Annotated in this window: 21 protein-coding genes; 7 read left to right on the top strand and 14 right to left on the bottom strand. The window is 70.7% G+C overall.

Annotated elements, in window-relative coordinates; translation table 11 throughout:
* The gene (locus ACWDZ7_RS32040; RefSeq protein WP_451801855.1) at positions 1-489 is read right to left on the bottom strand and encodes a YbaK/EbsC family protein; all 489 of its coding nucleotides are present in this window, start codon (positions 487-489) and stop codon (positions 1-3) included.
* Between the two features lie 105 nt (positions 490-594).
* Positions 595-1,329, bottom strand: a complete 735-nt coding sequence (locus tag ACWDZ7_RS32035; RefSeq protein ID WP_451801853.1) for a lysophospholipid acyltransferase family protein — start codon at positions 1,327-1,329, stop codon at positions 595-597.
* Between the two features lie 222 nt (positions 1,330-1,551).
* Between ACWDZ7_RS32035 and ACWDZ7_RS32030 the strand changes: the two genes are divergently transcribed.
* Positions 1,552-1,944, top strand: a complete 393-nt coding sequence (locus ACWDZ7_RS32030) for an SSI family serine proteinase inhibitor (protein ID WP_451801852.1) — start codon at positions 1,552-1,554, stop codon at positions 1,942-1,944.
* A 34-nt stretch (positions 1,945-1,978) separates the two neighbouring features.
* Here the strand turns inward: ACWDZ7_RS32030 and ACWDZ7_RS32025 are convergent, their stop codons facing one another.
* The 5 genes from ACWDZ7_RS32025 to ACWDZ7_RS32005 all read right to left on the bottom strand — a co-directional run bounded on the left by ACWDZ7_RS32025 (position 1,979) and on the right by ACWDZ7_RS32005 (position 6,462).
* Complete coding sequence (locus ACWDZ7_RS32025) at positions 1,979-2,137, bottom strand: hypothetical protein (RefSeq protein WP_219689097.1); 159 nt, start codon at positions 2,135-2,137, stop codon at positions 1,979-1,981.
* An 87-nt stretch (positions 2,138-2,224) separates the two neighbouring features.
* Complete coding sequence (locus ACWDZ7_RS32020) at positions 2,225-3,175, bottom strand: cytochrome c oxidase assembly protein (RefSeq protein ID WP_451801850.1); 951 nt, start codon at positions 3,173-3,175, stop codon at positions 2,225-2,227.
* A gap of 108 nt (positions 3,176-3,283) precedes the next feature.
* Positions 3,284-4,309, bottom strand: coding sequence for a 6-phosphofructokinase (locus ACWDZ7_RS32015; RefSeq protein ID WP_451801848.1), 1,026 nt, complete (start codon positions 4,307-4,309; stop codon positions 3,284-3,286).
* A gap of 144 nt (positions 4,310-4,453) precedes the next feature.
* The gene (locus tag ACWDZ7_RS32010; RefSeq protein WP_451514718.1) at positions 4,454-5,182 is read right to left on the bottom strand and encodes a type 1 glutamine amidotransferase; all 729 of its coding nucleotides are present in this window, start codon (positions 5,180-5,182) and stop codon (positions 4,454-4,456) included.
* Positions 5,183-5,223: 41 nt separating this feature from the next.
* Complete coding sequence (locus tag ACWDZ7_RS32005) at positions 5,224-6,462, bottom strand: MurT ligase domain-containing protein (RefSeq protein ID WP_451801847.1); 1,239 nt, start codon at positions 6,460-6,462, stop codon at positions 5,224-5,226.
* A 141-nt stretch (positions 6,463-6,603) separates the two neighbouring features.
* On the opposite strand from ACWDZ7_RS32005, the gene def reads away from it, so the two are divergent.
* Entirely contained in the window at positions 6,604-7,143 is a 540-nt protein-coding gene (gene def / locus ACWDZ7_RS32000; RefSeq protein WP_451801845.1) for a peptide deformylase, read from the top strand.
* Between the two features lie 19 nt (positions 7,144-7,162).
* Here the strand turns inward: def and ACWDZ7_RS31995 are convergent, their stop codons facing one another.
* Positions 7,163-7,813 carry a TetR family transcriptional regulator gene (locus tag ACWDZ7_RS31995; protein WP_451801844.1) on the bottom strand — a complete coding sequence of 217 codons (651 nt, stop codon included), beginning with the start codon at positions 7,811-7,813 and terminating at the stop codon, positions 7,163-7,165.
* 166 nt (positions 7,814-7,979) lie between these two features.
* Here ACWDZ7_RS31995 and ACWDZ7_RS31990 point away from each other — a divergent pair, with 166 nt between their 5' ends.
* Entirely contained in the window at positions 7,980-9,206 is a 1,227-nt protein-coding gene (locus ACWDZ7_RS31990; protein WP_451801843.1) for an acyl-CoA dehydrogenase family protein, read from the top strand.
* A 31-nt stretch (positions 9,207-9,237) separates the two neighbouring features.
* On the opposite strand, the gene ACWDZ7_RS31985 is transcribed toward ACWDZ7_RS31990, so the two are convergent.
* From ACWDZ7_RS31985 to ACWDZ7_RS31970, 4 genes are all read right to left on the bottom strand, one after another.
* Positions 9,238-10,026: a GNAT family N-acetyltransferase gene (locus ACWDZ7_RS31985; protein ID WP_451801841.1), complete on the bottom strand. Its 789-nt coding sequence runs from the start codon at positions 10,024-10,026 to the stop codon at positions 9,238-9,240.
* 42 nt (positions 10,027-10,068) lie between these two features.
* Positions 10,069-11,109, bottom strand: a complete 1,041-nt coding sequence (locus tag ACWDZ7_RS31980) for a PhlD (protein ID WP_451801840.1) — start codon at positions 11,107-11,109, stop codon at positions 10,069-10,071.
* Positions 11,110-11,207: 98 nt separating this feature from the next.
* On the bottom strand, positions 11,208-12,029 hold the full coding sequence (locus ACWDZ7_RS31975) for an MmyB family transcriptional regulator (RefSeq protein WP_451801838.1): 822 nt from the start codon (positions 12,027-12,029) through the stop codon (positions 11,208-11,210).
* Between the two features lie 434 nt (positions 12,030-12,463).
* A complete protein-coding gene (locus tag ACWDZ7_RS31970) occupies positions 12,464-13,351 on the bottom strand; it encodes a Gfo/Idh/MocA family protein (RefSeq protein WP_451801837.1) in 888 nt (295 codons plus the stop codon).
* Between the two features lie 199 nt (positions 13,352-13,550).
* Between ACWDZ7_RS31970 and ACWDZ7_RS31965 the strand changes: the two genes are divergently transcribed.
* Both ACWDZ7_RS31965 and asnB read left to right on the top strand, forming a co-directional pair.
* Positions 13,551-14,159, top strand: coding sequence for a TetR/AcrR family transcriptional regulator (locus ACWDZ7_RS31965; protein ID WP_451801835.1), 609 nt, complete (start codon positions 13,551-13,553; stop codon positions 14,157-14,159).
* A 298-nt stretch (positions 14,160-14,457) separates the two neighbouring features.
* Positions 14,458-16,299 carry an asparagine synthase (glutamine-hydrolyzing) gene (asnB, locus tag ACWDZ7_RS31960; RefSeq protein WP_451801833.1) on the top strand — a complete coding sequence of 614 codons (1,842 nt, stop codon included), beginning with the start codon at positions 14,458-14,460 and terminating at the stop codon, positions 16,297-16,299.
* A 44-nt stretch (positions 16,300-16,343) separates the two neighbouring features.
* Here the strand turns inward: asnB and ACWDZ7_RS31955 are convergent, their stop codons facing one another.
* Entirely contained in the window at positions 16,344-16,619 is a 276-nt protein-coding gene (locus ACWDZ7_RS31955; protein WP_451801832.1) for a hypothetical protein, read from the bottom strand.
* Positions 16,620-16,828: 209 nt separating this feature from the next.
* Positions 16,829-17,584: a sulfite exporter TauE/SafE family protein gene (locus tag ACWDZ7_RS31950; protein ID WP_451801831.1), complete on the bottom strand. Its 756-nt coding sequence runs from the start codon at positions 17,582-17,584 to the stop codon at positions 16,829-16,831.
* 170 nt (positions 17,585-17,754) lie between these two features.
* Here ACWDZ7_RS31950 and ACWDZ7_RS31945 point away from each other — a divergent pair, with 170 nt between their 5' ends.
* Both ACWDZ7_RS31945 and ACWDZ7_RS31940 read left to right on the top strand, forming a co-directional pair.
* Positions 17,755-18,687, top strand: coding sequence for a LysR family transcriptional regulator (locus ACWDZ7_RS31945; protein WP_451801830.1), 933 nt, complete (start codon positions 17,755-17,757; stop codon positions 18,685-18,687).
* A 180-nt stretch (positions 18,688-18,867) separates the two neighbouring features.
* Complete coding sequence (locus ACWDZ7_RS31940) at positions 18,868-20,958, top strand: pectinesterase family protein (RefSeq protein WP_451801828.1); 2,091 nt, start codon at positions 18,868-18,870, stop codon at positions 20,956-20,958.
* Positions 20,959-20,967: the final 9 nt, after the last annotated feature.

Here is a 20,967-nt window from a genome sequence, read left to right as displayed (position 1 = left end):
CTACTGGGAAATCGCCTCGGTGCGAGGCCGGGCGATCTCCCGGTAGTCCGCCGTCCGCAGCGCCAGCGAGCGGTCGAGCCGCGCCGCGTTGAAGAAGATCTCCTCGTGCGCCAGCAGGGCCGGATCCACGACGAGTTCGAGCTCCGGGTCGAACGAGAACGGCAGGATCGTGCCGCTCACGCTCCCCGAAAGCCGCTCCGCCACCTCCTGCGTCGCGAAGCCGGCGTACGTGCCGCCCAGCAAGGCCTTCAGCGCGTTCAGATCGACGCGCCGGTCACCCGGCACCACGGCGAGGACGTACCGCTTCGTCTTCTTGCCGATCTTCACCATCACCACGATGCACTTGGCCGCCTGCTCCAAGGTGTTCCCGCGCAGAGCGCTCACCGCCTCCGTGGCGCCCTCCGGCTCATGCTCGATGACCCGGTACGTCGCCCCCCGCTCATCCAGCAGTCCCACCAACTTGGTGTACTGGGCGTGCTGCTCGCTCACTTGGTCCTCCCGCCGCGCCGGACCGGCGCCTTCCGCTGTGTGGTCGAAGAGATCGACTTCGGGATCATAGTGCGGGAACGAACGCCACGTGTGGCCCCGGGTTCCTCAGCTCAGCGGCATCCGCGGGAACTTCCGCGGCTCCCTGGCGCCCGCCGCGGCGCGCTCGGCCTCCTCCGCCTTCACGACCGCCGCGTACTTGTCGACGTACTCCTGCCCGGAGAGCCCGAGGATCGCGTACATGATCTCGTCGGTGACGGCCCGCAGGACAGCCTTCTCGTTGTCCATGCCGAAGTAGCGGGAGAAATCGAGGGGCTCGCCGAAGCGGATCGTGACGCGCCGGAAGTTCGGCACCTTCTGGCCCGGCGGCTGCGCCTCGAAGGTGCCGATCATCGCGCAGGGGACCACCGGCACCTCCGCCTTGAGCGCCATCGCCGCGACACCGACCTTGCCCTTGTACAGCCGCCCGTCGTGCGAGCGCGTGCCCTCCGGGTAGATGCCGAGCAGCTCGCCCTTGTTGAGCACGCCGAGGCCCTCGCGGATCGCGGCCCGGCCCGCCTCCCTGCCGGAGCGGTCGACCGGGATCTGCCCCGCGCTGCGGAAGAACGCGGCCGTCAGCCGGCCCTTCAGGCCGGGCCCCGTGAAGTACTCGGCCTTCGCGAGGAAGGTGATGCGGCGCTTGATGATCGCGGGCATCAGGAAGTGATCGGAGAACGACAGATGGTTGCCCGCGACGATCGCGGCGCCCGACTCGGGCACATGTTCCAGACCCTCGATCCTGGGGCGGAACATCAGCCGGAGCAGTGGGCCGAGGATCACGTACTTGAGCAGTAGATAGAACATGGCGGCCGCCTTCCCTGATCCAGGTGCGGACGCACAGTAGCCAATCGGCGACGCGGACGCGAGAGCCCGTTCGGGCCCTTACGCGCCGCCGTGCGGGCGACCCACCGGTGAGGCGGCTCGACGCGCGGCACGGACGGGGGGTCCGCTGGCTTCCTCCGAGCGTCCCCGACGCCACCGACCGACGCCACAGAACGTCACCGTCACCCCTTACGGAGGTCTCGCATGCGCCCGTTCCCCGTCGCAGCCGCCGCCATGATCGCCCTCGCCGCCACCGTCCCCGCCCACGCGGCGGACGACGCCCACACCCCTCGGCACCCCGGGCTCTTCCTCACCGTCTCGGGCGCCGAGAACACCTGGATGCGCGGAGTGCTGCTGCGCTGCGAGCCCGTGCCCTCCGGGCACCACCCGCACGCCGCCAAGGCCTGCGCGGCCATCACCCGGGCCAAGGGCGACTTCGACCATCTCGCCGACGACCCGCACGTGTGCACCAAGGAGTACGACCCGGTCACCGTGACCGCGACCGGGTCCCACCAGAACCGGTCGATCAGCTGGCGCAAGACGTACCCCAACGCCTGCACGCTGGACTCGGACACCGGCCACGTCTTCCGCTTCTGAGCACGACCTGGCCTGTTGTCGCGCGCCGCGGCGCTCATGTGGCGCGCGACAGCACCATCCCGAGCGTGATCAGTCCGAGCACGACCCAGCCGAACCACAGCCAGCCGTTGCTCCCGAGCCCCACCGAGTAGGCCGTCACCATGACCAGGCCTCCGATGGTGAACCCACCCATGGTCTTCGTGGAACCGGGCATCGCTCAGCCTCCTCCCGGCAGCCTCCGGCGCCTGCGCGCCGAGGCCGCGGTCCGAAGACCATCGTCACCCCGCGAGGCCCTTCGGCGCTAGCGTCCGCGTGCGGCCAGTGAGGCCAGATAGGCGTTGTACGCCGCCAGCTCCTTGTCACCGTCACGGTCCGCGGCGCGGTCCTTGCGCCGGGCCTCACGGTCCTCGGAGCGCCGCCACTGGAAGAGCAGCGCCACCAGGACCACCACGGAGGGGATCTCGCTGAACGCCCAGGCGATGCCGCCCGCCGCCTCCTGGTCGGCCAGCGCGTCGATGCCCAGCGAGGCCGGCGGGTGCGTGTACGTGCCGATCATCGGCTCGGTCGCCATCATCAGCGCGATGCCGAAGAACGCGTGGAACGGCATGCCCGCGAACAGCTCCAGCATCCGCATCACATAGCCGGGGCGGTGCGGCCCGGGGTCGACACCCATGATCGGCCAGAAGAAGACCAGGCCGACGGCGAGGAAGTGCACCATCATCCCGATGTGGCCCACCTTGGAGCCCATCAGGGTGTCGAAGATCGGCGTGAAGTAGAGCGCGTACAGACTCGCGATGAACAGCGGGATCGTGAACGCGGGGTGCGTGACGATCCGCATGTACCGGCTGTGCAGCAGCCACAGCAGCCACTCACGGGGCCCCTTGTGGCCGCGCGCCGCGACCGGCAGCCCACGCAGCGCCAACGTGATCGGCGCGCCGAGCAGCAGCAGGATCGGCGACAGCATGCTGATCACCATGTGCTGCACCATGTGCACGCTGAACATGACCATGCCGTAGTCGTTGAGCTTGGTGCACATCACGAGCAGGACGGTCAGGATGCCGATCACGAAGGAGATCGTGCGGCCCACCGGCCACTTGTCACCGCGCCGCACGAGCCGCGCCACGCCCCACCCGTACAGGGCGAGGGCCACCAGGCAGCCGATGAGGAAGAAGGGGTCGGCCGAGAGTTCCAGGCCTCGCCCCAGCGTGAACGGCGGCAGATCCATGTTCATGCCGTGCCCGCTGTGATCCATCCAGTGGCTCCTGATTCGTGCGGATTGTGCGACGTGTGTCGGCTCCAGAGTAGAACCGCCCCCGGCCGCTGACGCGACCGGGGGCGGATAGTTCGACCAGCTGCTGGGTCAGAGCACGCACTCCGCCTCGGCGTACCGCTCGTCCGGCACGGTCTTCAGCGTCTCGACGGCCTCGGCGAGCGGCACCATCGTGATGTCCGTGCCGCGCAGCGCGGTCATCCTGCCGAACTCGCCGCGGTGCACGGCCTCCACGGCGTGCCAGCCGAAGCGGGTCGCGAGGACGCGGTCGTACGCGGTCGGGGTGCCGCCGCGCTGGACGTGGCCGAGGATGACAGGGCGCGCCTCCTTGCCGAGGCGCTGCTCCAGTTCGAGGGAGAGCTGCCGGGCGATGCCGGCGAACCGCTCGTGGCCGTAGACATCCTTGCCGCCCTCGTCGAACTCCATGGAGCCCGCGCGCGGCTTGGCGCCCTCGGCGGCCACGACGATCGCGAACTTCTTGCCCGCCGAGAAGCGCTCACCGACCTTCGCGGCCAGCGCCTCGATGTCGAAGGGGCGCTCGGGGACGACGATGGCGTGCGCGCCCGCCGCCATCCCGGAGTGCAGGGCGATCCAGCCGGTGTGCCGGCCCATGACCTCCACGATGAGCACGCGCTGGTGCGACTCGGCGGTGGTCTTCAGCCGGTCGAGCGCCTCCGTCGCGACGCCCACCGCGGTGTCGAAGCCGAAGGTGACGTCGGTGACGGCGATGTCGTTGTCGATCGTCTTGGGCACGCCGACGATCGGCAGGCCCGCGTCAGAGAGCAGCCGGGCCGCCTTCAGCGTGCCCTCGCCGCCGATCGGGATGATCGCGTCGAGACCGAGGTCCGCGACATGGCCCTTGGCGCGCTCCACACCGTCCCGCAGATGCGCGGGCTGCACACGGGAGGAGCCGAGAATCGTGCCGCCGCGGGCGAGGATGCCGCCCACCGCGTCGAGGTCGAGCTTGCGGTAGTCGCATTCCAGGAGGCCTTTCCAGCCGTCGTGGAAGCCGATGACCTCGTCGCCGTGGTCCGCCACCGCGCGGTGCACGACGGAGCGGATGACGGCGTTCAGGCCGGGGCAGTCGCCGCCGGAGGTCAGGACACCAATGCGCATAGCCCGGATTACCTTTGCAACGTGGGCCGAATGGCCGGACCACGTCGTCCGGCTGGATCCCCGCCACCCTATAGGCGCCGGGGGGCGGGGCCGCATCCGGCGTCCGAGGGCTGGACGCCCCCGCTCACATGTGCGGGCGGGGCGTCAGGCGGGCTGCTGCGCGGCGTTGATGCGCTCGTTGCGCAGCGCCTCGTACCAGCGGTCGTCCGTCGGCGGCAGCGCGTTCACATCGAGGGCCAGCTTGAGCAGCAGGTCCGCGATGAGCGGGTTGCGGGCGAGGACGGGGCCGTGCATGTACGTACCGAAGACCGTGCCGTTGTACGCGCCCTCGGTGCCGTCGCCCGTGCCGTTGCCCCGGCCGAGCTGGACGCGGGCGAGCGGCCGCGCGGACGGGCCGACGTGCGTGACGCCCTGGTGGTTCTCGAAGCCGGTCAGCGGGGGCAGACCCAGCTGCGGGTCCAGGTCGGCGAGGACGTCACCGACGCACCGCTCGCCCTCGCCGCGCGTGGAGACCACGTCGAGCAGGCCGAGGCCCGGCTCACGCTGACCGAGGTCGTTGATGAACTCGTTGCCGAGGATCTGGTAGCCGGCGCAGACCGAGAAGACGATCGCGCCGTTGCCCACGGCACGCTGCAGGCCGCCGTCGCGGCGCAGCCGCTCGGCCGCGAGGCGCTGCGGGCGGTCCTCGCCGCCGCCGATCAGATAGATGTCGCCGGAGGTCGGGATCGGCTGGTCGCTGCGCACGTCGTAACGCTCGACCTGGAGGCCGCGCTGGCGTGCGCGGCGCTCCACGACCAGGGCGTTGCCCTGGTCTCCATACGTGCTGAGCAGGTCGGGGTAGACCCACACCAGCCGCAGGCTGTTGTCGCTCATGCTCATGTGTCCCTACGAGGGTCTAGAAGGGGCCGGTGGGGTCAGTTGCCGACGCGGCGGCGCAGGTCCTGGAACGCGGTGTAGTTCGCGATCGTCTCGATGCGTCCCGGCGGGGCCAGCTGCACCGCCTCGTCGACGCTCTCGCAGACGCGGAAGTCCAGGCCCGCGACCTCCAGGCGCACGGCCAGGTCCAGCTTGCGGTCGCCGAGCACGAAGATCGGGTGACCGGCGAGCCGGGTGTAGTCGACGTCCCAGAGCCAGGAGGTGTCCGTGCCGTCCGCGCCGCGGGCGTTGACGGAGAGGATCACCGGGGTCGGCGGCGGGTCGATCAGCGAGAACGTCTCGAGCCAGCCCGCGGGGTTCTTCGCGAGGAGCAGCCGCAGGTCGCGGCCCTGGAACTGCACGACGTCATAGCGCCCGGCGACCGCCTGCACCTGGTACATGCGCTCCAGGGCGACCTGCGGCGGCACTCCGAAGACGGCGGCGACGGCCGCCGACGACGTGGCGTTGGCCTTGTTCGCCCGGCCCGGCAGCTGGAGGTGGATCGGCCAGGCCGAGCCGTGCGGGTCCAGGACGTGGTCGCCGGAGAGCACCCAGCTGGGCGCGGGCCGGCGGAAGCCGCACTCGCCGCAGAACCAGTCGTCCCCGGGGCGCTGCATGACGCCACCGCAGGACGGGCACGACCAGGCGTCGTCCTTCCACTCCTGGCCGGCCGCCACCCACACCACGTTCGGCGAGGAGGAGGCGGCCCAGACGACCAGCGGGTCGTCCGCGTTGGCGATGACGACGGCCTTCGAACCGGCCAGGCCCTCGCGCCACTTCTCGGCGAGCATGCGGGTCTCGGCGGCGCGGTCCAGCTGGTCGCGCGAGAGGTTGAGCAGCGCGATCGCCTTGGGGTCCACGTCACGGGCGACGCCCGAGAGGTACTTCTCGTCGACCTCGATCACGCCGTACTTGGCGTCGGAGCCGCCGGCGAGCGCCGAGGTGATTCCGGCGGGCATGTTCGCACCGAGTGCGTTGGAGACCACCGGGCCGCTGGCCCGCAGGGCCTCCGCGATCAGACGCGTGGTGGTCGTCTTGCCGTTGGTGGCCGACACGAGGACCACGTCCAGGTGTGTGGCGAGCCGCCCGAGCAGCTCCGGGTCGAGCCTGAGCGCGACCTTGCCGCCGATCACCGATCCGCTGCCGCGGCCGGCCGCCCGCGACACCGCCGCGGCCGCCTTGCCCGCCGTCACGGCCAGCTTGGCCCGCGGCGACAGCGGGTCCGTGTTGCCTGACATCTGTCGAGATCCTCCTTGCGTACGGCGCCGCGCCTGCCCCCGGCATCGTTTCTCTGCTCAGCCTATCGAGATCCGCTGACAAGCCCGAACCACGGCACCACCTCGACGCCGCTCCATCCCATGGACCGTACTCTTGCCGCCATGCGACACGGCTCGATCCCGGGCGCCTCGGGGCGCGTACGACCTCTGACCCTGCTCGGTGACCCCGTGCTGCACACGGCCTGTGAGGAGGTGACCGACTTCGGTCCCGAACTGGCGCGGCTCGTCGAGGACATGTTCGCGACGATGTACGCGGCGCAGGGTGTGGGGCTGGCCGCGAATCAGGTCGGTGTCGCCCAGCGGGTGTTCGTCTACGACTGCCCTGACGACGAGGACGTCCGCCACCTCGGACACGTGGTCAACCCGCGGCTCGTGGAGGCGGACGGCGTGACCGTGCGCGGGCCCGAGGGCTGTCTGTCGCTGCCGGGCCTCGAAGCGGGCACGCCACGCTTCGACCATGCCGTGGTCGAAGGGGTCGACCTGCGCGGGAAGCCCGTGCGGGTGCACGGTACGGGCTGGTTCGCGCGCTGCCTGCAGCACGAGTGCGACCACCTGGAGGGCGGCGTCTACACCGACCGGGTCACCGGCTGGCGGCGCCGCAGGGTGCTGCGGGCCGCCGCCAGGGCCTCCTGGGGCAACTGAGGTCCGCCGGGGGGGCGGCTCAGAACCCCGGGCCGCCGACGCGGTTGCCCGCGGCGGCCAGGCGCCCCCAGAGCAGATCCGCCAGGCTGCGCACCAACTGCTCGCGCGAGCAGGGCCGTTCGCCGAGCCACCAGTCGCCGGCCGCGTGCATCATGCCGACGATGCCGTGGCCCCACACGCGGGCGAGCTGCGCGCTGTCCGGTCCGAGGTCGACGCGCTCCTCGATGACCTCCGCCAGCTCCTCGCCGAGGCGGCGCAGCAGGGGAGCGGAGTGCAGACCGACGTCGAAGCCCTGCTCGCCGGGGGACGGCGCCTCGGAGGGGTGCATCAGGAACCGGTAGACCTGCGGACGTGCCTCGATCGCGGTGAGGTAGGTGTCGAGCGTCGCCTCGACCCGCTCCCTGCGCTCGGCCGGGGCGTCCAGGGCGGCGCGCAGCGCTTCGAGGAGCGCGTCCGTGTGCCGTTTGGCGAGCGCGGCGTAGAGTCCGCCCTTGTCGCCGAAGTGGCGGTAGAGGATCGGCTTGGTGATACCGGCCTCGGCGGCGATGGCGTTCATGGAGGCGCCGGGGCCGTCGCGGAGCACCACCCGGTCCGCGGCCTCGAGCAGCTCGCGCCGCCGTCGTCGATGGTCCGCGGATCTCTGCTGTTCGGTGCGTTGCGTGGTCTCCATAAGCGTTCTCTCCCCGCCCGTGCGATTGCGTGACGCACGCGCAACGTAACACTCGGCGTGCGAGGGGCATCGAACGGGCTGCCGGGAGTTGACACGGACTACTGGCCGGTAACAGACTTCCGTTACCGCTAGTAACGCCCAGTTGATCGCAGGTCCTGGAGGGGTCATGGCCGAGTTCACCATGGAGCTCAACGACGAACAGAAGGAGGTCCGGGACTGGCTCCACGGGTTCGCCGCCGACGTGATCCGTCCCGCTGCCGCCGAGTGGGACGAGCGTGAGGAGACCCCCTGGCCCATCATCCAGGAAGCGGCGAAGCTCGGGATCTACTCCCTCGATTTCTACGCCCAGCAGTTCTTGGATCCCACAGGCCTCGGTATTCCGATGGCCACGGAGGAGATCTTCTGGGGTGACGCGGGCATCGGCCTGTCCATCATGGGCACGGGCCTGGCCGCCGTCGGCGTGCTCGCCAACGGCACCGAGGAGCAGATCGGCACCTGGATCCCGCAGATGTACGGCGACGTGAACGACGTCAAGGTCGCCGCCTTCTGCTCCTCCGAGCCCGACGCCGGATCCGACGTGGCCGCGATGCGCACCCGCGCCGTTCACGACGAGGCGAAGGACGAGTGGGTCCTCAACGGCACCAAGACCTGGGCGACCAACGGCGGCATAGCCAACGTCCACGTCGTCGTCGCCGTAGTCGACCCCGAGCTGGGCTCGAAGGGGCACGCCTCCTTCATCGTCCCGCCGAACACGCCGGGCCTGTCCCAGGGGCAGAAGTTCAAGAAGCACGGCATCCGCGCCTCGCACACCGCCGAGGTCGTCCTGGAAGACGTACGTGTCCCGGGCCACTGCCTCCTGGGCGGCAAGGGCAAGCTGGACGAGCGCCTCGCCCGCGCGCGGGAGCGCGCCAAGTCCGGCGGCGAGCGCGTGAAGAACGCCGCGATGGCCACCTTCGAGGCGTCCCGCCCGGCTGTCGGCGCCATGGCGGTGGGCACGGCCCGCGCCGCGTACGAGGAGGCCCTGGAGTACGCCAAGACGCGCACGCAGTTCGGCCGCCCGATCATCGACAACCAGGGCGTCGCCTTCCAGCTCGCCGACATGCGCACCCAGATCGACGCGGCCCGCCTCCTGGTGTGGCGCGCCTCGTGGATGGCGAGCACCGGCAAGAAGTTCGAGTCGGCCGAGGGCTCCATGTCCAAGCTCTACGCGAGCGAGGTCGCCAAGAAGGTCACCGCGCAGGCCGTGCAGATCCTCGGCGGCAACGGCTTCACCCGGGAGTACCCGGTGGAGCGGATGCACCGCGACGCCGCGATCTACACGATCTTCGAGGGTACGAGCGAGATCCAGCGACTGGTCATCGCGAGGACGCTGTCGGGAATGCCGATCCGCTAGGCGGGGGCGGGCCTGCCCGTCGGGGCCCGGCCTACGGCTGATACACGTACGGAGTCGTCGTGCACAGCGTCGCGAAGCCGAGCCGGTCCAGGATGGGGCGGCTGTCATCGGAGGCGTCGACCTGTAGATAGCGGTAGCCGCGCTCGGCGGCGATGCGGGCGCGGTGGGCCACCGTCGCGCGGTAGACGCCCTTGCCGCGCCAGTCGGGAGCGGTGCCGCCGCCCCAGAGCCCGGCGAAGTCGGTGCCCGGGCGGAACTCCATCCGGGCTCCGCAGACGGGCCGCTCGCCGGCCATGGCGACGACAGCGACGATCTCGTCCGGCGCCTCGGTGAGCTGGGCGAGCACCCGCTTGGCGAGCTGCTCGCTCAGCGCGGCGTCGGCTTCCCCGAACGCCGCGAGGTGCGCCTCGGCCATGAGCTCGACGCCCGCCGCGTCCGTCACCGGGACCAGCCGGATGCCCTCGGGCAACTGCGGGCCCGCCGGCAGCTCTTCCGCCTCGGCGACCATCACGGTCTCCAGCGGGTCGGCCACGAAGCCGGCGGCGAGGAGCCGCTCCGGCAGGTCGGCGGGGTGGTCGTAGGAGTGCAGCTTCCACTCGAACTCGCGTCCGGCGCCGGTGTAGTGGCGCACCTGCTCCGCGATCACGGCGTCCGCCGTCGTCGCGTCGATATCCGCCCACAGGACGCCGTTCCAGTCATGCTCGGAGCCGGTCTGACGGACGACTCCACCGACCCGCTCGACCCGTGCACCCGGACTCTCGCTCCGCGCGTCGCGCCTGATCTGCCGGTCGTACGCGGCCAGTACCGCTGCGTGATCCATTCGGTCACTTCAGCAGGGCGGTGAAGGGGTGGCAAGCGAATATCAGGACTGCCAGCGGCAGCGGAGGGCCGCGGTGATGAAGCCCGGACCGAACGCCACGGCGACACCGTTCGCCCCGTCGGCCGGCGCGTCCGTGTGCGTGCGTTCGAGGACGCGGAAGACGCTGACACCTCCCATGTTGCCCTCTTCCGTCAGGGTGTCCACGGAGTGGCGGGCGCCGCTCGCATCGAGGCCGAGAGCGTCGGCCGTGCCGGTGATGATGCGCAGACTGCCCGGGTGGATGACCGCGAAGTCGGTGGTGTGGTCTCCCAGCCAGTCCGTCAGGGGAGTGAGGGTGGAGACAGCTGTGTGAGGAGCCTGCTTGGTAGAGTCGAAGTGCATCCCGTGGGGGTCGAGCCGCCCGCGGTAACGGTCGAGGCTGTCCGGGAGGGCGTACTCGAAGGTGTCCTCGACCACCAGCCCCGGGCCCGATGGAGCGCTGGTGACCACCGTCGCGGCGGCGGCGTCCGCGAACAAGGCCTTGTAGATCATCGATTCGATCGTGTCGGCGATGTGGTTGTAAGAGGTCGAGAGCACCTCGGCCGCGACGACCAGCACTCTGCTGCCGGGCCGCGCGGTGACCAGGTCCGTGGCACGGATCAGGGCCTGGACGCCGCCCGCGCAGGCCACCGTCGTCAGGGCCACCCGGCGCACCGTCGGTCGCAGGCCGAGGCGGTCGACGAGATGGACGTCCAGGTTGGGTACGGCCCATCCGGTGGCATGGGAGGTGACGATCGCGTCGACGTCCCGCGGCGCCAGTCCGGCCGCGCCCAGGGCCTCGACGGCGGCCTGCTCCGACATGTCGACGGCGTCGTCGAACGCGGCCTGCGTCCGCTCCCGGACATCAGCCGTGCCGGAGACCGTGGGGGAGACGAGGGGACGTGTGAAGTGGCGCGAACTCACACCGCAGTTGTTGACGACGCGAAGGATCGCGTTGAGCCGGGGGTGGTCGCGGTGGTGTGTGCGTATGTCTTCGGCGATCTCATCCGTGGTCACCTTGTGGGCACCGAGGACAGTTCTGGGGACGGACACGAAGGCTGGCATGAGGCACTCCCACGGTACTGATCGGGGCGGGGGGTGCCGATAACGTACTTGACGGTGTGGTCGGTGTCCCCTAGGCGTGGGAGCGGAGCCTCGGGTCCCTACACGGCTCGCAGCATGGGCGCGCGTGCATGCCTGCGCTCCGTGCCCGCGTGGTAGATGAGGATGAACAGACGCGAGCCGGGAGCGGTCATGGGCTGTGCCGCACAGATCGAGACCCAGCCGAGGCCGTGGACCGCGTGCCGCAGGGGGCGCTCATGACCGTCGGGGTGTATCAGGGCGCCGTCGACGTCGTAGAGGTGGGCGAGCTCGGGGTCCGCCAGCACCTCCTTCTCGATGCCGCGCAAAATCTCGTCGTCGGGGCGGGCCACCAGGGCGGCGCGAAGCTGCGGCAGCACCATCGGGAGCCATGAGGTGCGCCAGTCGGTCAGCCGCTCACGGCCGTCCTGGTCCAGGAGCATCCACCGCATCGTGTTGGTCGGCACTCTCCGGTCGGGGAACATCGCCTCGAACGCCTCGTTGTGGGCGAGGAGTTCCCAGGACGCGTCGGTGACGTATGCCATATGCGTGATGCTGTCGACCGCCTCCTGCCAGACGCCGGGTATCTCCTTGCCCGACGAGGGGTGAAGCGGACCCGGCGGGTCCTGCAGCAGCGCGTACCGGCACAGCGACACCCACTCCTGCTCATTGAGCCCGAAGAGCCGCGCGACATCCCGCAGCAGCGAGGTCGGCGGATTGGGGTAATTGCCGGACTCGAGACGGTGATACGTCCCGAACGTACGGTGCAGCAACTGGTCGACCTGGTGCTGCGACAGGCCGGGAGCCCGCCGCCCCTGGCCGCTCGGCCGGGAGAAGCCATGCGATTCGGGGGCAATGAGGGCGCGTCGTTCGCGGAGCAGAGCGCGGAGCGCCGTCTTGTTCATGGTGGGTAATCCCTCTTGGTACACGCCGAGTTCGAGCGTGATCAGTCTAAATATTCACAACTTCTTTGGTAGTAAACATTGCCCGAAGAAAACGATCAGACGCTGCGGCATCATGGTGTGCGCGACCTCGTCGACCTGCACGTCTGATCGTCGGCGAGTGCGTGGGCACAACTGTGGGGCATCTTGTCCGGGGCGTTCGAGAATGGCTGAAATTCCCCGGCATTGGGTACCCCCTAGGCCCAACGGGCCGATGCGGGAAGCGTGTGGGACGGTTGTTCGTATTCTGATCCGTGTGGTCGGAAACAGGGCAGCGCGGAGCCGCACGGAGCTTCTTCCCGGACCGGTCCCGGGGGTCCACCGGCTGCGGCCGGTGCCGTCACTCGCCATTACGTAGCGGCCACGGTACCGGCCGCCCGTGGTTGTCCCCGGGCGCGTCACGCGGCGGCGATCCGCTCCTCCGCCCGCGCCAGGATCTCCGTGACCCGCAGCCCGAACCGGACGTCGCAAGGGTGAGCCGTGCCGGTGCGCGCGGCCGTCACCAGCTCGTCGACCGCGGTCCCGAACGCCCCGTCGGCGCCCTCCCACGCCGGCAGCACCGCGATGCCGTTCTCGCCGCGCAGCTCCACCGCGAAGCCCGCGCACTTCACCGGTGCCGTCAGGGTGAGCGCCGCCGTGCTGGACGCGCCGCCGGTGTGCCGCAGGATCAGATGGGTCGTGTCCCCGGGGCCGCGCGCCGCCGTCACGTCGCTCACGTCGCCGAGGACCGGCAGCAGCATCGACAGGGCGTGCGGGCCCACATCCCACAGGCCACCGCGGCTCGCACGCCACGGCGACGGGAACGCGCCACTCCCGTCCGGGGTGTAGAACGAGCCGTACCAGTCGGCGCGGCCGGTGAACCAACCGCCCAGCGACGCCTGTGCGGCGAGCCACGCGGAGCTGACGGCGGCGAAGCGCAGCGTGAAGAAGACCACGGACGCCACCTGGGCCCGCTCGGCCTCCCGCGCCAGATGGCGCGCGGCGTCCGGCGCCGTGGCCACCGGCTTGTCCAGGAGCAGGTGGCAGCCCGCCGCCGCGGCCCGCGCGGCCAGCGGCGCCTGCACGTCGGGCGGGACCGCGAACGCCACCGCGTCACTGGCCGCGAACAGCTCGTCCACGTCCGCGTACGCCGTCGTCCCGTGCGCGGCGGCGAGCGTGGCCGCGGCCTCCGGCCTGCGGCCCCACACACCGCTGAGGTCGACGTCCGGATGCGCGGCGAGAGCGGGGGCGTGCGTGGCGGTGGCCCAGGGTCCGGTACCCACCAGGCCGATGCGGAGTCGGTTCATGGGCGGCAGTATGACCGAAGGCGTCCGAATGGGACCTCTCACGGCAGAAGCGCCCTTCTTCAATGGCCAGTTGCTGACCGTGCGCATTCGTTCCGGGAGAGGCATGAGCCTCGGGCACATGCCAACTTCCGGGGGCTGGATACCCATGCACCCGCTATGGTGAATTTCAATTCACCTCATGCAGGCGGGGGAGTTTTTGATGAAGACCATCCCGGTTTCAGGCGATGCTCCGCAAACGCTCCCGCCCTCGAACCCGCCCTGCCGCAGAGACGCCGAGGCGACCAAGGGCGCGATCTCCCGAGCCGCCGGATACCTCCTCGCACGGCACGCGCACGGTGACATCACCCTCAAGGCCGTGGCCGAACGCGCCGGGGTGAGCGCGCCGCTGGTCCTGAAGTACTTCGGCAACAAGGACGCCCTGTTCGCGCACGTCATGTCCTTCGAGGCCGACGCGGAGGCGCTTCTCGACGCGCCCCTCGCCGACCTCGGCCGCCACATGGTCCGCCGGCTGCTGACCGGCCAGGCCGAGCGGGGCGCCGACCCCATCCTGCGCATCGTCTTCGCCCCGCTCCGCGGCGAGCGGGGCGACATCCTGCGCGCCGACTTCCGCGCCCAGGTGTCCCAGCGGCTGAGCGAGCGGTTGGCGGGGCCGGACGCGGGCCTGCGCGCGGAGCTAGCCGTCGCCATGCTGATCGGTCTCGGCGCGATGTACGGCATCGCCCGCGGCCCGCATCTGCGCGCCGCGACGATCACCGACCTCACCGACCGGTACGCGCCCGCGGTGCAGGCGTTCCTGACTCCGAAGTGACGCGCGACGCGCGGCGTCTGCCGGCGCCCGTCGACGGGCAGGCCCCGGCGGCCGATCGTTGACAAGTCTTTGCGCTTGGCCGGAATGTTTCCTTCTGTGATCTCCGGTGGTCCTCGTGATCACGGGTCAAGGGGGCGCGGCCGCCCGCGAAACGCCCTCTGGCCTTGGTAAAGCGCGGCCGAAAGCGGGTGGGTGGTGACCGTCGCGCGGTGGACGACATGTTGACCGTACGCAACCTCAGGCGCACGATCCTCATATAGATGTTGAATACATCTATCTCGCAAGCAGGAGGAAGCGCATGTGTGGCATCACCGGCTGGGTCTCCTTCGACCGTGACCTGACGGCCGCGTCCACCACCCTGGACGCCATGACGGAGACGATGTCCTGCCGCGGTCCCGACGACCGCGGCACGTGGACCGGCGGCCCCGCCGGGCTCGGACACCGCCGGCTCGCGATCATCGATCTGCCCGGCGGGCGCCAGCCCATGACGGTCGAGACGCCGACCGGCACCGTCGCCCTCGTCTACTCGGGGGAGACCTACAACTTCACCGAGCTGCGGCGCGAACTGACCGGCCGCGGCCACCGGTTCACCACCGAGTCCGACACCGAGGTCGTCCTGCGCGGCTATCTGGAGTGGGGCGAGGCCCTCGCCGAGCGGCTCAACGGCATGTACGCCTTCGCGGTCTGGGACGCCCGGCACGACAAGCTCGTCATGGTCCGCGACCGCATGGGCATCAAGCCCTTCTACTACTACGAGACCTCCGACGGCGTCCTGTTCGGCTCCGAACCCAAGGCGATCCTCGCCAACCCGCTGGCCCGCCCCCGCGTCGGCATCGACGGCCTGCGCGAGCTGTTCTCCGTCGTCAAGACGCCCGGCCACGCCGTCTGGGAGGGTATGCGCGAGGTCGAGCCCGGCACCGTCGTGACCGTCGACCGCTCGGGGCTGCGCCGGCAGGTGTACTGGTCGCTGGAGACCAGGCCGCACACCGACGACCGTGACGCGACCATCGCGAAGGTGCGCGAGCTGCTGGAGGACATCGTGCGCCGCCAGCTCGTCTCCGACGTACCGCGCTGCACACTGCTCTCCGGTGGCCTGGACTCCTCCGCGATGACGGCGCTCGCCGCGCGCCGACTGGCCGAGGCGGGCGAGACCGTGCGGAGCTTCGCCGTCGACTTCGTCGGCCAGACCGACAACTTCGTCGCCGACGAGCTGCGCGGCACACCCGACACCCCCTTCGTGCACGACGTCGCGAAGGCGGCCGGCACCGAGCACCGCGACATCGTCCTGGACTCGCACGCCCTCGCCGACCCCGACGTACGCGCGAAGATGATCCGCGCGCGGGACATCCCCATGGGCTTCGGCGACATGGACGCCTCCCTCTACCTCCTGTTCCGCGCCATCCGCGAGCACTCCACGGTCGCGCTCTCCGGGGAGTCCGCGGACGAGGTCTTCGGCGGCTATCTGCAGTTCTTCGACGAGAAGGCGCGCACGGCGGACACCTTCCCCTGGCTGGTGCGGTACGCCGACCACTTCGGTGACGACTCCGGCGTACTGCGCCCCGACCTGACGGCGGCGCTCGATCTCCCCCGGTACGTCAAGGACAGTTACGCGACGGCCGTCGACAGCATCCAGCGCCTGGACGGCGAGAGCGACTTCGAGTACCGGATGCGCAAGATCTGCCATCTGCACCTGACCCGCTTCGTCCGCGTCCTGCTCGACCGCAAGGACCGCGCGAGCATGGCCGTCGGCCTTGAGGTGCGCGTCCCGTTCTGCGACCACCGCCTCGTCGAGTACGTCTACAACACGCCCTGGTCGCTGAAGTCCTTCGACGGCAGGGAGAAGAGCCTGCTGCGCGAGGCGACCGCCGATGTGCTGCCGCGATCGGTCTACGACCGGGTGAAGAGCCCGTACCCCTCCACGCAGGACCCCAAGTACGCGGTCGCCCTCCAGGGACACGTCAAGGATCTGCTCGCCACGCCCGGCCACCCGGTCTTCGAGCTGGTGGACCGGGAGCGGGCGGCGCGGGCCGCCGGGCGGGAGGCGCCGCAGATCACCCAGGCCTCGCGGCGCGGCCTGGAGCGCACCCTGGACCTCGCGCTCTGGCTGGACCTCTACCGGCCGGATCTCGCACTGTCCTGACCGCCGAGTCACTCCCTTCCTGGCGCCGCCGCGTTCACTCCTTCTCACTCCTTGGGCTCGGCCGACGTGGCGAGGGTGTCGAGGAAGCGCTGGAGCGCGGGCTTCCCGCCCGTCCCGAGGCTGCGCTGGACGGGCGGCACGCTCGCCCCGCGCCGGGCTTCGGGGATCCGGCACGTACCGCCGGTGTGCTCCTCGGTGCGGACGGTCACCGCACGGCGTATGAACTCCGCCACCGGCATCCCGAGCCGGTCCGCGTGGAGCACGAGTGAGGCGTACTCCTCGGGTGTGAACAAGACCTGCACAGGCTTGGCACCGTCCATGGACGCATGATGCCGCCCGGGCGGGTGTGGCGCGGTGCGGTCGGCATATTCGCCCACGAAGGCGTGAAAACGGCGGAAGCCGTCGGCACGAACGAGAAGTGACCCCGACCGGACGGGGGAATCGCGGTCGGGGTCACTTCCTGTTCAACGATAAACCACTGCGAGGGGTGCCCAGGGCAGGGGCATGGCGGTGTGAGCTGCGTTACGCGCTAGCTCACGATCATGGCCACCGACGCCGTGACGCCCACGACGACGATGAAACCGCGCAGCGCGACCGGCGGCAGCCGGCGGCCGTAGCGCGCGCCCACCAGCCCGCCCACCGTGGAACCGGCGGCGATGAGACCCGCCGCCGTCCAGTCGATGTCCGCGACCACGATGAAGACGACGGCCGCGACGCCGTTGACGATCGAGGCGAGGACGTTCTTCGCGGCGTTCAGGCGTTGCAGGTCGTCCAGGATGAAGGCGCCGAACAGGCCCATGAGCAGCACTCCTTGCGCCGCCCCGAAGTAGCCGCCGTAGACACCGGTGGCGAGGACACCGCACCACATCGGCACGCCGCCGTCCCGTTTGCCCGGGCTCTCGCGCTCCTTGAGCCGCCGGTTGAGCCAGGGCTGCAGCACCACCAGGGCGCAGGCGGTCAGGATCAGTACCGGCACCACGGCCTGGAAGGCGTCATCAGGCAGCTTCAGAAGGAGCAGCGCGCCGATCAGACCGCCGATGAGGGAGGCCGCGCCGAACCGCACCAGGCGCCCCAGCTGTCCCTTCATCTCCCGCCGGTAGCCGTACGCGGCGCTCAGGGTGCCCGGCACCAGGCCCAGGTTGTTCGACACGTTCGCGAGCACCGGCGGAAGGCCGAAGGCCAGCAGCGTGGGGAAGGTGATCAGCGTGCCGGACCCCACCACCGCGTTGATCCCGCCGGCCGCGACACCGGCGACTCCGACGGCCACCATTTCGAGCGCTTCCACACATCACCTTTTCCACAGGGTCATGGCCCGGCCGCCGGGGTCCCGTCGACCCCGGGTCGGCGCCCGTCGCCGGGTCGCCGCCCGGGCCATGAACGATCTTGGGCCACAGTGAAAACCCAAGTCAATCCTCGGGTTTCCTTGCATCCCCCCAAGAGATAACTTCACTTCTTGTGACTCTCGACGATCTCCGTGTCTTTGTGGCCGTGTGCCGCGCGGGCAGCCTCAGCGCGGTGGCCCGTGACCTCACCTGTACGCAGTCGGCCGTGAGCCAGCACGTCAAACGCCTCGAACGGGAACTCGGCGTGAGTCTCCTTGAGCGGCACGCGCGCGGCGTCGTGCCCACCTCGGCCGGGCGGGTCCTGCGGGCCGCGGCGTCCGAGGGGATCGGCGGCATCGACCTCGCGGTGCGGCGCCTGCGGGAGCAGGCGCGGGGCGACGGCGGCGCGGTGCGGATCACCACGGGCGCCACCACCGTGCGGCACTTCATGGCCGAGGCCGTCGTCGGCTTCCGGGAGCGCTATCCGCGCGTCGGCCTGGAGTTCCAGACCGTGAGTTCGAGCAGCGGCTGCTTCGACGCGCTCGCCGCCGACGACCTCGACCTCGCCTGGATCACCCTCGGGGAGCCCGTGCGCGGCATCGAGCAGCGGCCCGTCGTGGCACTGCCGTGGGTCCTCGCCGTCCGCGCCGACGATCCGCTCGCCGACCGGCCGCGCGTCGAGCCCGCCGAACTGGCCGGGGGGCAGCTCATCACGCCACCGGCGAACTCGACCTCGCGGGCGCAACTGGACTCCCACCTCGGCGATCTGGGCGTGGTGTTGCCGCCGGGCACCAGCGTCGCCGACTGGGACACGGCCGTACTCCTCGCGGAGCTGGGCCTCGGGCAGGCCGTCGTGCCCGCGCTGCCCGGCTGGCGGGGCCGCGCTCCCGCCGGGCTGCGCATGGTCCCGCTCCCGGAGCTGCCGCCGCTGTCGGTCGGCTGGGCGGTGCGCCGCTGGGACGCGCTCAGCCCGCTGGCCCGCGCCTTCGCCGACACCGTGGCCGAGCACTGCGCGCCGCTCGGCCGGGTGCCGGCTCAGGGCGGCGGCCCGGCGGCGCGGGTCTGAGAGCCTGCCTTTGCACCCCCGCAGGCGCGGCCCCGCCTGCGCGGCCCGCGCTCCGCGCGAACGACGGGGGTTCAAGGACAGGCTCTGAAGGTCGCGGCAACCTTTCGCGGCTCCGCGGCGACTGCTCAGCAGCCCGTTCCCACGGGTGCCCCCCACGTACGTACAGATGGGAAGCGACGCATGAGTGAGCTGCACGGGCACGGCAAGGCGCGGCACCGCAGAAGGAAGACGGCCCTGATGGCAGGCGTCCCGCTGGCGCTGGCCGCCGCGGGGGCCATGGCCTACGGCACGGCCTTCGGGGTGTTCGGCGACGACGCGGAGCCGAAGGCCGCGGCCGCCGCCGCACCTGCCCGGGCCGACAACGCCGCCGCCGACAACGCCGCCGCCACCGCCGACGGCTTCGCGTCGGTCCACGCGCTCGGGCAGAAGGGGACGTACGGCGGGCGGGACGGAAAGACTGTCACCGTACGGAACCTCGCCGACCTGGAGAAGTACGCGACCGCCCCGCAGCCGTACGTCATCGTGGTGGCCGCGACGATCTCGATGGACCCGAAGGGCAAGGAGATCAAGGTCGCATCCGACAAGACGATCGTCGGCGCCGGCACCTCGGGGCAGATCGTCGGCGGCGGCTTCTTCCTCGGCCGGGGCGTGCACAACGTCATCATCCGCAACCTCACGATCCGGGACTCGTACCACGGTGTCTGGAACGACAAGGAGCACGACTGGGACGCCATCCAGATGGACGGCGCACACCACGTCTGGATCGACCACAACGACCTGCGGCACATGGCCGACGGCCTCATCGACAGCCGCAAGGACACCACCTACGTGACGGTGTCCTGGAACAAGCTCAGCGACAACAACAAGACGTTCGGCATCGGCTGGACCGAGAACACCACCGCGGACCTGACCATCCACCACAACTGGTTCCGCGAGAGCGAACAGCGCAATCCGTCGACCGACAACGTCGCGCACGCGCACCTCTACAACAACTACCTCCAGGACGATCCGGGCACCGACATCACGTCGTCCTACGGCAACTACTCGCGCGGCAGGACGAAGATGGTCCTGGAGAACAGCTACTTCCAGGGCGTGCACAACCCCGTCGTCAAGGACGCCACCGCCGCCCTCGTCCAGCGCGGCAACGTCTTCTCGCGAACCAGCGGCCGCAACGAGAGCGGCGGCACGGCGTTCAACCCGAAGGCGTACTACAAGTACCGCCTCGACAAGGCGGCCGACGTGCCCGCCCTTCTCAAGTCCGGGGCGGGGCCCAGGAGAACGATCGGTACGGCAGCGGGAAGCAAGGCCGCCGCGCAGCGCACCCTCACCGTCGCCAAGGACGGCAGCGGCCAGTACAAGAGCGTGCAGAAGGCCGTCGACGCCGTCCCGGCGGGCAACACCGCGCGCGTCGTGATCCGGATCGCCCCCGGCACGTACCGCGAGACGGTGAAGGTCCCGGCGAACAGGCCGCACCTCACGTTCGAGGGCACCGGCCGCAGCCGCAAGGACACCGTCATCGTCGAGGGCCACGCCGCCGGGATGACGAAGCCGGACGGTTCGGGAACGTACGGCACCGGCGGCAGCGCGACCGTCGCCGTGGAGGCCGACGACTTCCGGGCCCGCAACCTCACCATCGCCAACGACTTCGACGAGGCGAGGAACCAGCAGCTGAACGGCCACCAGGCGGTGGCGCTGCGCACCGCCGCCGACCGGGTCCGCCTGGACGCCCTCATCGTCAGCGGCGACCAGGACACCCTGCTCCTGGACACGGCCGCCAAGGACAGGACGGGCCGGGTCTACCTGACCAACTCCTATGTCGTCGGCAACACCGACTTCGTCTTCGGCCGCGCCACCGCGGTGATCGACAAATCCGTCCTCACCCTGAAGAAGCGCTGGAACGGCACCTCCGCCGGCTACGTCACCGCGCCCAGCACCCCCGCGGGCCGCAAGGGCTTCCTCATCACCCGCTCGACCGTCGACGGCGATGTGTCCGCCCGGAGCTTCCACCTCGGACGCCCCTGGCACGCCGGCGGTGACGCGAGCCTCGACCCGCAGACCACCGTCCGCGACAGCACCCTCGGCGCGGCCGTCAAGGCGGCCCCCTGGACGGACATGGGCGGCTTCTCCTGGAAGGACGACCGTTTCGCCGAGTACGAGAACACCGGCCCGGGCGCGGGCGCCCCCGGCGGTGAGCGCCCGCACCTGACCGATGCCCAGGCCGCGGCCCAGGAGACCGCGGACTGGCTCGGCGACTGGAAGCCCACCGCCTGACCCGGCGGG

It is taken from the genome of Streptomyces sp. NPDC003032, from assembly GCF_053591415.1.
Note: the sequence above shows the minus strand (reverse complement) of the source record. Positions and strands in the feature narration are given on the sequence as shown.

Bases quoted from the DNA above. Each gene is read 5' to 3' on its own strand.
- ACWDZ7_RS31980 (WP_451801840.1), bottom strand. From the start codon at position 11,109: ATGCCAGCCTTCGTGTCCGTCCCCAGAACTGTCCTCGGTGCCCACAAG.
- ACWDZ7_RS31970 (WP_451801837.1), bottom strand. From the start codon at position 13,351: ATGAACCGACTCCGCATCGGCCTGGTGGGTACCGGACCCTGGGCCACC.
- asnB (WP_451801833.1), top strand. From the start codon at position 14,458: ATGTGTGGCATCACCGGCTGGGTCTCCTTCGACCGTGACCTGACGGCC.
- ACWDZ7_RS32010 (WP_451514718.1), bottom strand. From the start codon at position 5,182: ATGAGCGACAACAGCCTGCGGCTGGTGTGGGTCTACCCCGACCTGCTC.
- ACWDZ7_RS31995 (WP_451801844.1), bottom strand. From the start codon at position 7,813: ATGGAGACCACGCAACGCACCGAACAGCAGAGATCCGCGGACCATCGA.
- ACWDZ7_RS32035 (WP_451801853.1), bottom strand. From the start codon at position 1,329: ATGTTCTATCTACTGCTCAAGTACGTGATCCTCGGCCCACTGCTCCGG.
- ACWDZ7_RS31965 (WP_451801835.1), top strand. From the start codon at position 13,551: ATGAAGACCATCCCGGTTTCAGGCGATGCTCCGCAAACGCTCCCGCCC.
- ACWDZ7_RS31990 (WP_451801843.1), top strand. From the start codon at position 7,980: ATGGCCGAGTTCACCATGGAGCTCAACGACGAACAGAAGGAGGTCCGG.
- ACWDZ7_RS32025 (WP_219689097.1), bottom strand. From the start codon at position 2,137: ATGCCCGGTTCCACGAAGACCATGGGTGGGTTCACCATCGGAGGCCTG.
- ACWDZ7_RS31975 (WP_451801838.1), bottom strand. From the start codon at position 12,029: ATGAACAAGACGGCGCTCCGCGCTCTGCTCCGCGAACGACGCGCCCTC.
- def (WP_451801845.1), top strand. From the start codon at position 6,604: ATGCGACACGGCTCGATCCCGGGCGCCTCGGGGCGCGTACGACCTCTG.
- ACWDZ7_RS32005 (WP_451801847.1), bottom strand. From the start codon at position 6,462: ATGTCAGGCAACACGGACCCGCTGTCGCCGCGGGCCAAGCTGGCCGTG.
- ACWDZ7_RS31940 (WP_451801828.1), top strand. From the start codon at position 18,868: ATGAGTGAGCTGCACGGGCACGGCAAGGCGCGGCACCGCAGAAGGAAG.
- ACWDZ7_RS32020 (WP_451801850.1), bottom strand. From the start codon at position 3,175: ATGGATCACAGCGGGCACGGCATGAACATGGATCTGCCGCCGTTCACG.
- ACWDZ7_RS32015 (WP_451801848.1), bottom strand. From the start codon at position 4,309: ATGCGCATTGGTGTCCTGACCTCCGGCGGCGACTGCCCCGGCCTGAAC.
- ACWDZ7_RS32030 (WP_451801852.1), top strand. From the start codon at position 1,552: ATGCGCCCGTTCCCCGTCGCAGCCGCCGCCATGATCGCCCTCGCCGCC.
- ACWDZ7_RS31955 (WP_451801832.1), bottom strand. From the start codon at position 16,619: ATGGACGGTGCCAAGCCTGTGCAGGTCTTGTTCACACCCGAGGAGTAC.
- ACWDZ7_RS31985 (WP_451801841.1), bottom strand. From the start codon at position 10,026: ATGGATCACGCAGCGGTACTGGCCGCGTACGACCGGCAGATCAGGCGC.